The 12,868-nt window shown below is 61.1% G+C and carries 12 protein-coding genes; 5 read left to right on the top strand and 7 right to left on the bottom strand.

The features are described from left to right. Positions 1-133: 133 nt before the first annotated feature. Positions 134-1,096, bottom strand: a complete 963-nt coding sequence (gene trxB / locus FBY02_RS02325; RefSeq protein WP_003205459.1) for a thioredoxin-disulfide reductase — start codon at positions 1,094-1,096, stop codon at positions 134-136. A 308-nt stretch (positions 1,097-1,404) separates the two neighbouring features. Here trxB and cysZ point away from each other — a divergent pair, with 308 nt between their 5' ends. Beyond that, positions 1,405-2,160, top strand: a complete 756-nt coding sequence (gene cysZ / locus FBY02_RS02320) for a sulfate transporter CysZ (RefSeq protein WP_144922879.1) — start codon at positions 1,405-1,407, stop codon at positions 2,158-2,160. A gap of 40 nt (positions 2,161-2,200) precedes the next feature. After that, entirely contained in the window at positions 2,201-3,397 is a 1,197-nt protein-coding gene (locus tag FBY02_RS02315) for a glycosyltransferase family 1 protein (protein ID WP_144922876.1), read from the top strand. Positions 3,398-3,533: 136 nt separating this feature from the next. Here FBY02_RS02315 and FBY02_RS02310 read toward each other — a convergent pair whose 3' ends face one another. The 3 genes from FBY02_RS02310 to FBY02_RS02300 all read right to left on the bottom strand — a co-directional run bounded on the left by FBY02_RS02310 (position 3,534) and on the right by FBY02_RS02300 (position 5,881). Next, positions 3,534-4,637 carry an NADH:flavin oxidoreductase gene (locus tag FBY02_RS02310; protein WP_144922873.1) on the bottom strand — a complete coding sequence of 368 codons (1,104 nt, stop codon included), beginning with the start codon at positions 4,635-4,637 and terminating at the stop codon, positions 3,534-3,536. Positions 4,638-4,807: 170 nt separating this feature from the next. Further along, positions 4,808-5,290, bottom strand: a complete 483-nt coding sequence (locus tag FBY02_RS02305) for a glutathione peroxidase (RefSeq protein ID WP_144922870.1) — start codon at positions 5,288-5,290, stop codon at positions 4,808-4,810. A 105-nt stretch (positions 5,291-5,395) separates the two neighbouring features. Continuing rightward, entirely contained in the window at positions 5,396-5,881 is a 486-nt protein-coding gene (locus FBY02_RS02300; RefSeq protein WP_024777507.1) for a peptidylprolyl isomerase, read from the bottom strand. Here FBY02_RS02300 and FBY02_RS02295 point away from each other — a divergent pair. The 3 genes from FBY02_RS02295 to FBY02_RS02285 are packed head-to-tail and all read left to right on the top strand — an operon-like array spanning position 5,850 to position 9,257. Continuing rightward, positions 5,850-6,188, top strand: coding sequence for a DUF3565 domain-containing protein (locus FBY02_RS02295; RefSeq protein ID WP_144922867.1), 339 nt, complete (start codon positions 5,850-5,852; stop codon positions 6,186-6,188). The two genes, FBY02_RS02300 and FBY02_RS02295, sit on opposite strands and share 32 nt — an antisense overlap. A gap of 60 nt (positions 6,189-6,248) precedes the next feature. Beyond that, positions 6,249-8,348: a phosphate acetyltransferase gene (pta, locus tag FBY02_RS02290; protein ID WP_144922864.1), complete on the top strand. Its 2,100-nt coding sequence runs from the start codon at positions 6,249-6,251 to the stop codon at positions 8,346-8,348. Beyond that, a complete protein-coding gene (locus FBY02_RS02285; protein WP_144922861.1) occupies positions 8,349-9,257 on the top strand; it encodes an acyltransferase in 909 nt (302 codons plus the stop codon). Positions 9,258-9,421: 164 nt separating this feature from the next. Here the strand turns inward: FBY02_RS02285 and cysN are convergent, their stop codons facing one another. The 3 genes from cysN to cysD form a co-directional block, all read right to left on the bottom strand. Further along, positions 9,422-11,320 (bottom strand): sulfate adenylyltransferase subunit CysN, encoded by a 1,899-nt coding sequence (gene cysN / locus FBY02_RS02275; protein ID WP_144922855.1) that lies wholly within the window; start codon positions 11,318-11,320, stop codon positions 9,422-9,424. Between the two features lie 53 nt (positions 11,321-11,373). Further along, positions 11,374-11,715 carry a four helix bundle protein gene (locus FBY02_RS02270; RefSeq protein ID WP_041020851.1) on the bottom strand — a complete coding sequence of 114 codons (342 nt, stop codon included), beginning with the start codon at positions 11,713-11,715 and terminating at the stop codon, positions 11,374-11,376. A gap of 102 nt (positions 11,716-11,817) precedes the next feature. Further along, complete coding sequence (gene cysD, locus FBY02_RS02265; RefSeq protein ID WP_144922852.1) at positions 11,818-12,735, bottom strand: sulfate adenylyltransferase subunit CysD; 918 nt, start codon at positions 12,733-12,735, stop codon at positions 11,818-11,820. Positions 12,736-12,868: the final 133 nt, after the last annotated feature.

The raw sequence follows: 12,868 nt of genomic DNA, 5'->3' as shown, positions 1-12,868 counted from the left end.
GAAAGCGGAGTGTCAGGCAACTAGTCTCTAACTGACACACCGCTTTCGCGAGCAAGCCCGCTCCCACAGGATTCGGGTGGAAACGACGCCCATGAAAAAACCGGCCAAAGCCGGTTTTTTCATACCTGATGAATCAGAACGAAGCGTTCTGCAAGCCGTCCAGGTAACGCTCGGTGTCCAGGGCCGCCATGCAGCCGGCACCGGCCGAGGTGATGGCCTGGCGGTAGACGTGGTCGGCCACATCACCGGCAGCGAAGATGCCTTCGACGCTGGTAGCGGTGGCGTTGCCGTCGCGGCCGCCCTTGACCACCAGGTAACCGTCCTTGAGTTCCAACTGGCCTTCGAACAACGAGGTGTTCGGCGTGTGGCCGATGGCGATGAAGACGCCGTCGACCTTGATCTCGTCAAAGCTGCCGTCGTTGTTTTTCAGGCGGGCACCGGTCACGCCCATGTTGTCACCCAGCACTTCGTCCAGAGTGGCATTGAGCTTGAGGATGATCTTGCCTTCGGCTACGCGGGCGTTGAGCTTGTCGATCAGGATCTTCTCGGCGCGGAAGGTTTCACGACGGTGGATCAGGGTGACCGTGCTGGCGATATTGGCCAGGTACAGGGCTTCTTCGACGGCGGTGTTGCCGCCACCGACCACTGCCACCGGCTTGTTGCGGTAGAAGAAACCGTCGCAGGTAGCGCAAGCGGAAACGCCCTTGCCCATGAACGCCTCTTCCGAGGGCAGGCCCAGGTAACGGGCGCTGGCGCCGGTGGCGATGATCAGGGCATCGCAGGTGTAGGTCGCGCTGTCGCCAGTCAGGGTGTACGGCTTGGCGGCGAAATCCACGGCATTGATGTGGTCGAAGACGATCTCGGTCTCGAAACGCTCGGCGTGTTCTTTCATGCGCTCCATCAAGGCCGGGCCGGTCAGGCCGTGGACGTCGCCTGGCCAGTTGTCGACTTCGGTGGTGGTGGTCAGTTGACCGCCGGCCTGCATGCCGGTGATCAACAATGGCTTGAGGTTGGCACGGGCCGCATAAACCGCGGCGCTGTAACCGGCTGGGCCGGAACCGAGAATAATGACTCGCGAATGACGAACTTCAGACATGACCTGCTCCAATTGACCAGCCCTTGCGGGCCGGAGCGCCGGCTGAGCGGCGGGAATAAAAAAGACCGTTGATGCACTTAGGGAAGGCTTTGGTTCGACGGCCTTGAAAAAGAATGGGTGCAGCGTATCGAGGGAGCGAAGATTAAGGAAATACGGTTTAACAATCCAGCTCATAGGTGAGTTCTATGTCGGGCAGCGCCTCCAATAGAGTCGTCCGCTCAATAAACCTGTTACACGCCGTGTAGACGCTTTCCCGCGCGAGGCAAAGCCGGTAAGGTCGGCGCGTTCACCTTCTCTCGGAGCTTCCCATGCCCGCCCCCGTCCTGTCCGGCCCGCAATATCTGCAAGAAGGCCTCAAGCTGGTCTTGAGCCCGGGCCTGCGTTTGTTCGTATTGTTGCCGCTGGCGATCAACCTCGTATTGTTCGTCGGCCTGATCTACCTGGCCGGCCATCAATTCAGCCTGTGGGTCGACACATTGATGCCGTCGCTGCCGGGCTGGTTGAGTTTCCTCAGCTACATCCTCTGGCCGCTGTTCGTGGTACTGGTGGTGCTGATGGTGTTCTTTACCTTCACGATGCTCGCCAACATCATCGCCGCGCCGTTCAACGGCTTTCTGGCAGAGAAAGTCGAGGTGGTGGTCCGTGGCTCCGACGACTTCCCGGCCTTCAGTTGGGGCGAGTTGGTTGCCATGGTCCCGCGCACCCTGGCCCGGGAAGCACGCAAGCTCGGCTACTTCCTGCCCCGCGCCCTGGGGCTGTTCGTGCTGTCGTTCATTCCCGTGGTCAACCTCGTGGCCGCGCCACTGTGGTTGCTGTTCGGCGTGTGGATGATGGCGATCCAATACATCGACTACCCGGCGGACAACCACAAGCTGGGTTGGAACGAGATGCTCGCCTGGCTGCGACAGAAACGCTGGCAGAGCCTGGGTTTTGGCGGCAGCGTGTACCTGGCGCTGCTGATCCCCGTGGTCAATATCCTGATGATGCCGGCGGCCGTGGCCGGGGCGACCCTGTTCTGGGTGCGCGAGCAAGGGGCCGAGGCCGCGTTGGCGCGCCAAGGCTGAACCGGTCACAAATCCATCACCAAGGCGTCACACTGGCGAAATGGCCCCGGTCGACACTGGGGTCATGAGCACACACCTGCATATCACCCTCATCACCGAAACCTTCCCGCCGGAAATCAATGGCGTGGCCAATACCTTGGGCCGCTTGCATGAGGGTTTGTGTGCCCGAGGGCACCGGGTTGAGCTGGTGCGTCCGCGACAAGCCACCGATCAAAGCCAGGCCAGCGACGATTTGCTGCTGTGCCGGGGCTGGCCGCTGCCAGGGTATCCGGGGTTGCAGTGGGGCCAGGTATCCATGCACAAACTGCTGCGGCGCTGGAAGCGTCAGCGTCCCGATGTGCTGTACATCGCCACCGAAGGGCCGTTGGGTTTGTCGGCATTGCGGGCAGCGCGACGCCTGGATATTTCGGTGGTCAGTGGCTTCCACACCAATTTCCAGCAATACACCCAGCAGTATGGTCTCGGGTTGCTCAGTCGCGCACTCACCCATTACCTGCGCTGGTTTCACAACCGCTCCAACCTGACGCTGGTGCCCAGCCTCAGCCAGCAACTGGAATTGGAACGGCGGCATTTCGAGCGCGTCATGCTGTTGTCCCGCGGCGTCGACAGCCAGTTGTTCCATCCGGTCAAGCGCTCGGTCTCCCTACGGGAAAGCTGGGGCCTGGGCGATGACGATATTGCCGTGATCCACGTTGGACGCCTGGCGCCGGAGAAGAATCTCGGCTTGCTCAAGCGTTGTTTCGACAGGCTGTGCAGTGCGTTCCCGCAGCGACGGATGAAGCTGGTGGTGATCGGCGACGGCCCGCAACGATCTGCGCTGGAGCAGGCATTGCCCGATGCGATTTTCTGCGGCACCCAACGTGGCGAGGCGCTGGCCAGCCACTACGCCAGCGGGGATGTGTTCGTCTTTCCGAGCCTGACCGAAACCTTCGGCAATGTCGTGCTGGAGGCCCTGGCGTCCGGGCTGGGTGTGGTGGCCTACGACCAGGCCGCCGCGGCACAGCATATCCGCCATGGCTATAACGGCGTGCTGGCAATGCCGGGGGATGAGGATGCGTTCTGCGATGGGGCCCGCTGGTTGCTGGAGGAGCCCGAAGCGTTACGTTGCGTGAGGCTCAATGCCCGCCAGCACGCCAGCCGCCAGGGTTGGGCGTCGGTGATCGAGCAGTTCGAGGCGCAGTTGCGGGGGGCTTGTGTGGGTGAGCAGGGGATGCCTGCGCCGTCGACGATGCGCTGATTTTTCGGTGCCAGTGCAGTAGCCATCGCGAGCAGGCTCGCTCCCACAATCAGATCTTCAGCGAATGCATATCTGTGTTCGACCAGATCCATTGTGGGAGCGAGCCTGCTCGCGATGGCGTCAGAGCAAACGCCGCTTAAACCAACGTCATCAGCGCTTCACGGCTGAACGGCAGGATCTCCTGCTCCCGACCTTCGCGCACTTTCTGCGCCCAGTCCGGATCCACCAGCAGCGCACGGCCTACCGCCACCAGGTCGAATTCGTCATTGTTCAGGCGCTCCAGCAGTTTCTCCAGGCTGGCCGGTTGCGCGACCTTGTCGGTATTGACCATGAACTGCAGGAACTCGCCATCCAGGCCAACGCTGCCAACGGTGATGGTCGGCTTGCCAGTGAGTTTGCGGGTCCAGCCGGCCAGGTTCAATTCGGAACCGTCGAACTCCGGCTCCCAGAAGCGACGTGTCGAGCAGTGGAAAATATCCACGCCAGCCTCGGACAGCGGCTTGAGGAACTCACCCAGGGCTTCGGGGGTCTGCACCAGGCGCGCCGTGTAATCCTGTTGTTTCCATTGGGAGAACCGGAAGATGATCGGGAATCCTTCGCCCACGGCGGCTCGCACGGCACGGATCAATTCGATGGCGAAGCGCGAACGGTTGGCCAGACTGCCACCGTAACCATCGGTGCGTTGGTTGCTGCCTTCCCAGAAGAATTGGTCCACCAGATAACCGTGGGCGCCATGAATCTCTACGCCATCCATGCCGATGCGCTGGGCGTCTTTTGCGGCTTGGGCGAAGGCGGCGATGACTTCGTCGATGTCTGCCTGGGTCATACCGTGGACCACCACCTGGCCGTCCTTGAGCTTCTCGGTCGGGCCATAGCCCGGCACGCTGGCATCCGGTTCGGTCCCGGTGCGGCGCACACTGCCCACATGCCACAACTGTGGAACGATCTTGCCGCCTTCGGCGTGCACAGCATCGACCACTTGCTGCCAGCCGGCGAGTGCTGCATCGCCGTAGAAGTGCGGCACGTTCGGATAGCCGTTGGCAGCCTTGTGCCCGACCGTCGTGCCTTCGGTGATGATCAGGCCAACCCCGGCCGCTGCGCGGCGACGGTAATATTCGATGACCTTGGCGTTCGGCACACCGCCCGGCGAAAAGGAACGGGTCATCGGTGCCATCACCACCCGGGTCGGCAGCTCGAACGCGCCGAGTTGGAAGGGTTTGAACAGGGCTTTTACAGGCATGAGGCACTCCACGGGACAAGGTCGCAGGTCGATATGACGAGGATAATATGCAGCGCGGGGCGTGCTGGGTAGCACTATTGATTGGAGTGATTAAGGATCAAAAGCCAGCCGCGAAACCTGTGGCGAGGTGATAAATCCCCTCGCCACGGGGTTCAGTTGGGCTCTGCGGTTCAGCCCAGCGCTTTCTCGATCGCCTGGATCACAGTCGGATCATCCGGCGCCGTACGCGGCGAGAAGCGCGCCAGCACCCGGCCGTCCTTTCCGAGCAGGAATTTCTCGAAGTTCCAGGTGATGTCCCCGGGGAACTCGGCGCCCTCGCCCGCCAGCAGGCGGTAGAGCTGATGCCGGTCATGACCGTTCACTTCCAGCTTGCTGGACAGCGGAAACGTCACGCCATACTCGTGGCTGCAGAATTCCTGGATTTCTTTTTCGGTTCCCGGCTCTTGCCCGGCGAACTGATTGCAGGGCAGGCCCAGCACGCTGAAACCCTTGTCCTTGTATTGCTGATAGAGACTTTCCAGCGCCGCGTACTGAGGCGTCAGGCCACATTTGGAGGCGACGTTGACCACCAGCACGACTTGCCCCTTGAAAGGCGCCAGAGGAAGCTCCTGACCACCCAGAGCTTTCAGTTTAAGGTCGTGAAAAGCACTCATGACGAACTCCAGGTTTGCGGATCTTCGAAACAGCCATGGCCGGTAACCGACTAAAAAAGGCGCCCATGGCGCCTTTCCTGTTCATTTCAGCGTAGCGCAGAAAAATCAGTGGTGGTGACCACCTTCGCCATGGACGTGACCATGGGCCACTTCTTCCTGGCTGGCATCGCGGATGTCGACAACCTTGACCTTGAAGTTCAGGCGCTGGCCGGCCAACGGGTGGTTACCGTCTACAGTAACGTCGTCGCCGTCCAGGTCGCGGATGGTAACGATCTGCATCTGGCCATCCGGCGCCGACGCATGGAACTGCATGCCCACTTCCAGCTCGTCCACGCCTTCGAACATGCTGCGGCTCAGGGTGCTGACCAGTTCGGCGGAGTATTCGCCGTAGGCGTCTTCCGGTTCAACGGTCACGTTCAGTTCGTCACCGGTGGTTTTACCTTCCAGGGCTTTTTCCAGGCCCTGGATGATGTTGCCTGCGCCATGCAGGTAGACCAGCGGAGCGCCGCCGGCAGAGCTGTCGATGACCTCACCAGCGTCGTTGGTCAGGGTATAGTCGATGGAGACAGCCTTATTGGCGGCGATCAGCATGGGGCGAGACCTTTTGCATAAGAATGAAGAACGGACAAGTCTAAACAAGGATTTGCCCGAAAGCGAACGGAACCCTGACAAACGGGCCCGTGCGCCCAGACCGACGGTCACCGGTTTCCACCAGGACGAGGAGGGTCACTGGGTGGCCGAGCTGTCCTGCGGGCATACCCAGCACCTGCGCCACCAGCCCCCCTGGCAGTCCCGGGCGTGGGTGCTGGATCCCACGCAACGTATTGAAAAAATAGGCCAGCCCTTTGATTGCGGCTGGTGTGCTCAGGCGCCGGTCAGCGATACTCTTGGTGACTGAATAAATGGTAGACGGCTATACATAGGCCTCGCCTTTGCCATGCTCCCTTAGAGAATCCGCATGCAAACTTTTTTTATCGCGCCCACCGATTTTGGTGTGGGCCTGACTTCCATCAGCCTCGGGCTGGTGCGGACCCTTGAACGGGCCGGGCTGAAGGTCGGTTTTTTCAAACCCATAGCCCAGCCTCACCCCGGCGACACCGGCCCGGAACGCTCGACCGAATTGGTGGCCCGTACCCACGGTCTCAAGCCTCCACAGCCGCTGGGCCTGGCTCATGTCGAGCGCATGCTCGGCGACGGCCAGCTCGATGAGCTGCTGGAAGAAATCATTACGCTTTATCAGCAGGCGGCCGTCGGCAAGGACGTACTGGTGGTCGAAGGCATGGTCCCGACCCGCAACGCCAGTTACGCCGCCCGGGTCAACCTGCACCTGGCCAAGAGCCTGGACGCCGAGGTGATCCTGGTGTCAGCGCCGGAAAACGAGGTACTGACCGAGCTTTCCGGACGGGTGGAGTTGCAGGCCCAACTGTTCGGCGGGCCGAAAGACCCGAAAGTGCTCGGCGTGATCCTCAACAAAGTCCGCACCGACGAAAGCATGGAAGCGTTTTCCGCCCGGCTCAAGGAGCATTCGCCCTTGCTGCGCAGCGGCGATTTCCGCCTGCTGGGCTGTATTCCCTTCCGGCCCGAACTCAACGCTCCGCGCACCCGCGATGTGGCCGACCTGATGGGCGCCCAGGTACTCAATGCCGGCGATTACGAAAGCCGGCGCATGAGCAACATCATTATTTGCGCCCGCACCATGCGCAACACCGTGGAACTGCTCAAGCCCGGCGTATTGGTGGTGACGCCGGGGGATCGCGACGACATCATCCTCGCCGTGAGCCTGGCCGCCATCAACGGCGTGCCTCTGGCCGGTCTGTTGTTGACCAGCGATACACTGCCCGACCCACGCATCATGGAACTGTGCCGTGGCGCCCTGCAGGCGGGCCTGCCGGTACTGTCGGTGAGCACGGGCTCCTATGACACCGCCAACCTGCTCAATGGCCTGAACAAGGAAATCCCGATCGACGACCGCGAACGTGCGGAGATCATCACCGATTTCGTCGCCAGCCACCTGGACGCCCAGTGGTTGCATCAGCGCTGCGGCACCCCGCGGGAAATGCGCCTGTCACCAGCGGTGTTCCGCTATCAATTGATCCAGCGCGCCCAGGCCGCCAACAAGCGCATCGTCCTGCCGGAAGGCAGCGAACCGCTGACGGTCCAGGCCGCCGCCATTTGCCAGGCCCGAGGCATCGCCCGCTGCGTACTGCTGGCCAAACCCGCCGACGTCGAAGCCGTGGCCCGCGCCCAGGGCATCGAGCTGCCGCCGGGGCTGGAAGTTCTCGACCCGGATTCGATCCGCGAGCGTTACGTCGAACCGATGGTGCGACTGCGCAAGAGCAAAAGCCTGAATGCGCCGATGGCCGAGCAGCAACTGGAAGACACCGTGGTGATCGGCACGATGATGCTGGCGTTGGACGAAGTCGACGGGCTGGTGTCCGGCGTTGTCCACTCCACCGCCAACACCATCCGTCCGGCCCTGCAGTTGATCAAGACGGCACCGGGCTGCTCCCTGGTGTCATCGGTATTTTTCATGCTGTTCCCCGAGGAAGTGCTGGTGTATGGCGATTGCGTGATGAACCCGCACCCCAGCGCGGCGGAGCTGGCGGAGATCGCCCTGCAAAGCGCCGACTCGGCTGCCGCATTCGGCATCACGCCACGGGTGGCAATGCTCAGCTATTCCAGCGGCGAATCGGCCAGCGGTGAGGAAGTGGAAAAAGTCCGCGAAGCCACCCTGCTGGCCCACGAGGCGCAACATGGCTTGTTGATCGACGGCCCGCTGCAATACGACGCCGCCGCCAACGAAACCGTAGCGCGGCAACTGGCGCCCAACAGCCAGGTGGCCGGGCGGGCGACGGTGTTCATCTTCCCGGACCTGAACACCGGCAACACCACCCACAAAGCCGTCCAGCGCAGTGCCGATTGTGTCAGCCTCGGGCCGATGCTCCAGGGCCTGCGCAAACCGGTGAACGACTTGCCCCGTGGCGCCCAGGTCGATGACATCGTGTACACCATCGCCCTCACCGCGATCCAAGCCGCCAACCGACCCATGGATATTTAAATGCTGGATTTCCTGCCTGCCCCGGTGCGAGGCGTCATCGCCTCGCTGCTGCTGGCGCTCAATACCATTGCCTGCTGTACGCCACTGTTCATCGTGGCGATCGTCAAGCTCCTGCTGCCCTTCCCCGCCGCCCGACGCTTCACCGATTGGCTGATGAGCCACATCCATGAAGCCTGGATCAGCCACAACAAGGCCTGGATGAACCTGCTGCGCCGCACCCGCTGGCACCTCAGCGGCCTGGAGGGCCTGGACTACCAGCATTCGTACCTGATCACCAGCAACCACCAGAGTTGGGTCGACATCATGGTGCTGCAGTACGTGCTCAATCGCCGCGTCCGCCCGTTGAAGTTCTTTCTCAAGCAGGAGCTGATCTGGGTGCCGGTAATTGGCCTGGCCTGGTGGGCGCTGGGATTCCCGTTCATGAAACGCTACTCCAAGGCCTATCTGGAAAAGCATCCGGAAAAGAGAGGCAAAGACCTGGAAACCACCCGCAAGACCTGCGCGAAGTTTCGCAACAATCCAGTGGGCATTTTCAATTTCGCCGAAGGCACGCGCTTTACCGAAGGCAAGCATGCCCAGCAGCAGTCACCGTTCCGTTATTTGCTCAAGCCCAAGGCCGGTGGCATCGCGTTCGTGCTCGATGCCATGGGTGAACAACTGGAATCGATCATCAACGTAACCATCCATTATCCGGGCGGGCGTCCGGGTTATTGGGACTTGCTCTGCGGCAACGTGGGGGAAGTGGTGGTGCATTTCCAGGAACTGCCGATCCCGCCGCAGTTCGTCGGCAGGAACTACGACCAGGACGGCGCCTATCGCCTGGAGTTCCAGGGCTGGATCAACCAGTTGTGGCAGGACAAGGATGCACTGCTTGCGCAGATGCACCAGGAATTCCCAAACCGCCGCTGACTCCCTTGTGGGAGCGGGCTTGCACGCGAAAGCGGTGTGACAGTCGATATCCATTTTGAATGTCAGTCCGCGTTCGCGAGCAAGCCCGCTCCCACAGGATCCGAGCCAATGAAAAAGCCCGTCGATGATTGCTCATCGACGGGCTTTTCGTTTGCCGTTGACGCTTAGATCGCGCCGCGGCTGCGCAGCAGATCCAGCACCTGCTTGACGCTCTCTTCCAGCGTCAGCGACTGGGTGTCGATCACCAAATCGGCGTCCAGCGGCACGTCATACGGGAAGGACTCGCCCGGGATGTTGTCGCCGGCCGCGGCGTACAGCCCTTGCGGATCGCGCTGGGCGCATACCGCCGGCGAGGCCTGGACGTAGACTGTCAGCAGGCGCTCCTTGCCGATCAGGTCCTTGGCCTGCAAACGCCCTTCGGCGCTCGGTGCAACGAATGCCGCCAGGGTCAACAGGCCGGCTTCGTTGAACTGACGGGCGACGTGGGCCGCTCGGCGCCAATTCTCGGTGCGTCCGGCACGGTCTTGCGGCAGGCCTTTGTTCAGGTCATGGCGCAGGTTCTGGCCATCGAGGACGAAGACCGCACGGCCCATGTCGAACAGCTTGCGCTCCACGGCGTAAGCCAGGGTGCTCTTGCCGGCGCCCGAAAGACCGCTGAACAGCACCGTCGCCGGCTGCTGGCCGAAGCGCTGGGCGCGTTCTTCCACCGATACATGGGCAAGCTTGCCGTGATGCGTGCTGCTGCCGTGGGCCAAGGGTTGGGCAACGATCATGCCGGCGCCGACGGTGCCATTGGTCAGGCGATCGATGACGATGAACGCGCCGGTAGTGCGGTTGCTCTCGTAACCGTCCAGGGCGATCGGCGCATCCAGGGCAATCTTCACCTTGCCGATTTCGTTGAGCTGCAGCGCACTGGCGGGGCCCTCTTCGAGGGTGTTCACGTCGACCCGGTTGACGATGCTGGCAATGGAGCCAGGCACGTAGCTGGTCGCACGCTTGATGTCGTACTTCTTGCCCGGCAGCATCGGCTCCTCGGCCATCCACACCAGCATCGCTTCGAAGCTGTCGGTGACCGGCGGGACATTGTCGGCATGCACCAACAGGTCGCCCCGGGAGATGTCGATTTCGTCTTCCATGGTCAGGGTCACGGCCTGGCCCGGGCCGGCCTGCTCCAACTCGCCTTCGAAGGTGACGATGGATTTGACGCGGCTGCTCTTGCCCGACGGCAACACCACCACTTCGTCGCCCTTGTGCACGATGCCGCTGGCCAGGGTGCCGGCGAAACCGCGGAAGTTCAGGTTCGGACGGTTGACGTACTGCACCGGGAAGCGCAGGTCGGTGAAGTTACGGTCGCCCGCCACTTCCACGGTCTCGAGAATTTCCATCAGCGACTGGCCGGTGTACCACGGCGAGCGCTCGGACTTGTTCACCACGTTGTCGCCCTTGAGGGCCGACATCGGCACGAAGTGCATGCTCGAAGGCTTCATTTTCAAGCCTTCGGCGAACTTCAGGTAGTCGGCCTTGATCGACTCGAACACGCCCTGGTCGAAGTCCTTGAGGTCCATCTTGTTGATGGCCACGACGATGTGCTTGATGCCCAGCAACGAGGCAATGAAGCTGTGGCGACGGGTCTGGGTCTGCACGCCGTAGCGGGCGTCCACCAGAATGATCGCCAGGTCACAGGTAGAGGCACCGGTGGCCATGTTGCGGGTGTACTGCTCATGGCCGGGGGTATCGGCGATGATGAACTTGCGCTTGGCGGTGGAGAAATAGCGGTACGCGACATCGATGGTGATGCCCTGCTCGCGCTCGGCCTGGAGGCCGTCGACCAGCAACGCCAGGTCGATGTCGTCACCGGTGGTGCCGACTTTCTTCGAATCGCGGGTGATGGCTTCCAGGTGATCTTCGTAGATCATCTTGGAGTCGTGTAGCAGGCGCCCGATCAGGGTGCTCTTGCCGTCGTCGACGTTACCGCAGGTCAAAAAGCGCAACAGCTCCTTGCGCTCGTGCTGGCCCAGGTAGGCGAGGATGTCCTCGCTGATCAAATCAGATTGGTGGCTCATTGCATTCAAGCTCCGAGCTGTAAGCTTCAAGCGGCAAGCTTGTCGGCGTACAGCTAGTCAGAAATTTTGTTGATCAACCCGCCCAGCATTCGAGAAAGCTCGCGGGTTTCCATAACCCAGTTTTCAGCCAGCGAATCTGCGACGTAAGCAATATCCCGAGCAATAAGGATTTGGGTACGCAGCTCCCCGCAGGAACCTTTCGCAACCCAAAGGAAATAAATTTTCTCTTTGGCATTACGGCGCTCCATACCTTCAGCAATATTGGAAGGCACCGAAAGTGCCGAGCGGGTGATTTGATCCTTGAATCCAAAATCCCCACATCGCGCAAACTCTCTATAGATCCCTACCGCCAAATCCTTACTTCGCTGCCAAACAATCAGTTTCTCGAAATCCATTGCGAGCCATCCAATCCGGCTCGCAGCACCGTCTGCAAGCACCAAGCTGGGAAGTTACGCATTCCGCCCTTAACTTGCAGCTTGCCGCTTGTAACTCGAAGCTTAAAAGTAACCTTGACGTTTCTTATCTTCCATCGAGCCTGCGCCATCGTGGTCGATGACCCGGCCCTGGCGCTCGGAAGTTCGCGTCAGGAGCATTTCCTGAATGATGTCCGTCAGGCTCTCGGCCTCGGACTCCACCGCGCCCGTCAACGGGTAGCAGCCAAGGGTACGGAAACGCACTTTCTTCTTGACGATACGGGCCTTCTCTTCCTCGGACAGGTGTTCGAGGATGCGCTCGTCGTCGATCATGATCAGCGTGCCGTTCTTCTCGATGACTTCGCGCTCGGCAGCAAAGTACAGCGGCACGATTGGAATGCCTTCGAGGTAGATGTACTGCCAGATGTCCAGCTCGGTCCAGTTCGACAACGGGAAGACGCGGATCGACTCGCCCTTGTTGACCTTGCCGTTGTAGACGTTCCACAGCTCCGGGCGCTGGTTCTTCGGGTCCCAACGGTGCTTGCTGTCGCGAAACGAGTAGACGCGCTCCTTGGCGCGGGATTTCTCCTCATCGCGACGGGCACCGCCGAACGCGGCGTCGAAACCATACTTGTCCAACGCCTGCTTGAGGCCCTGGGTCTTCATGATGTCGGTGTGCTTGGCACTGCCGTGGGTGAACGGGTTGATGCCCTGCGCCACGCCTTCGGGGTTCACATGGGTGATCAGGTCCAGGCCCATTTCCTCGACCATGCGATCGCGGAACTTGTACATTTCCTGGAATTTCCAGCGGGTGTCGACGTGCATCACCGGAAACGGCAGCTTGCCGGGGAAAAACGCCTTGCGTGCCAGGTGCAGCATCACGGCGGAGTCTTTACCGATGGAGTACAGCATCACCGGGTTGTCGAACTCGGCGGCCACCTCGCGGATGATGTGGATGCTTTCCGCCTCCAGCTGTTTCAGATGCGTCAGTTTGTCGACCATGGCTACTCACGAAAACTTTCTTATGAACGGCCAGCGGGCCGTGTTCGAGCGAAGAATCCTAGCACAGCGATCTCTTCTATTCAGGGCGCCAACTAGATCGAAACAGCATATGGATATGCCTGGGGGTTCGGGC

The organism is Pseudomonas sp. SJZ078, from assembly GCF_007828255.1.
Lineage (GTDB): Bacteria > Pseudomonadota > Gammaproteobacteria > Pseudomonadales > Pseudomonadaceae > Aquipseudomonas.
The sequence above is the reverse complement of the archived record's forward strand: the minus strand, read 5'-3'. Positions and strand labels throughout refer to the sequence as shown.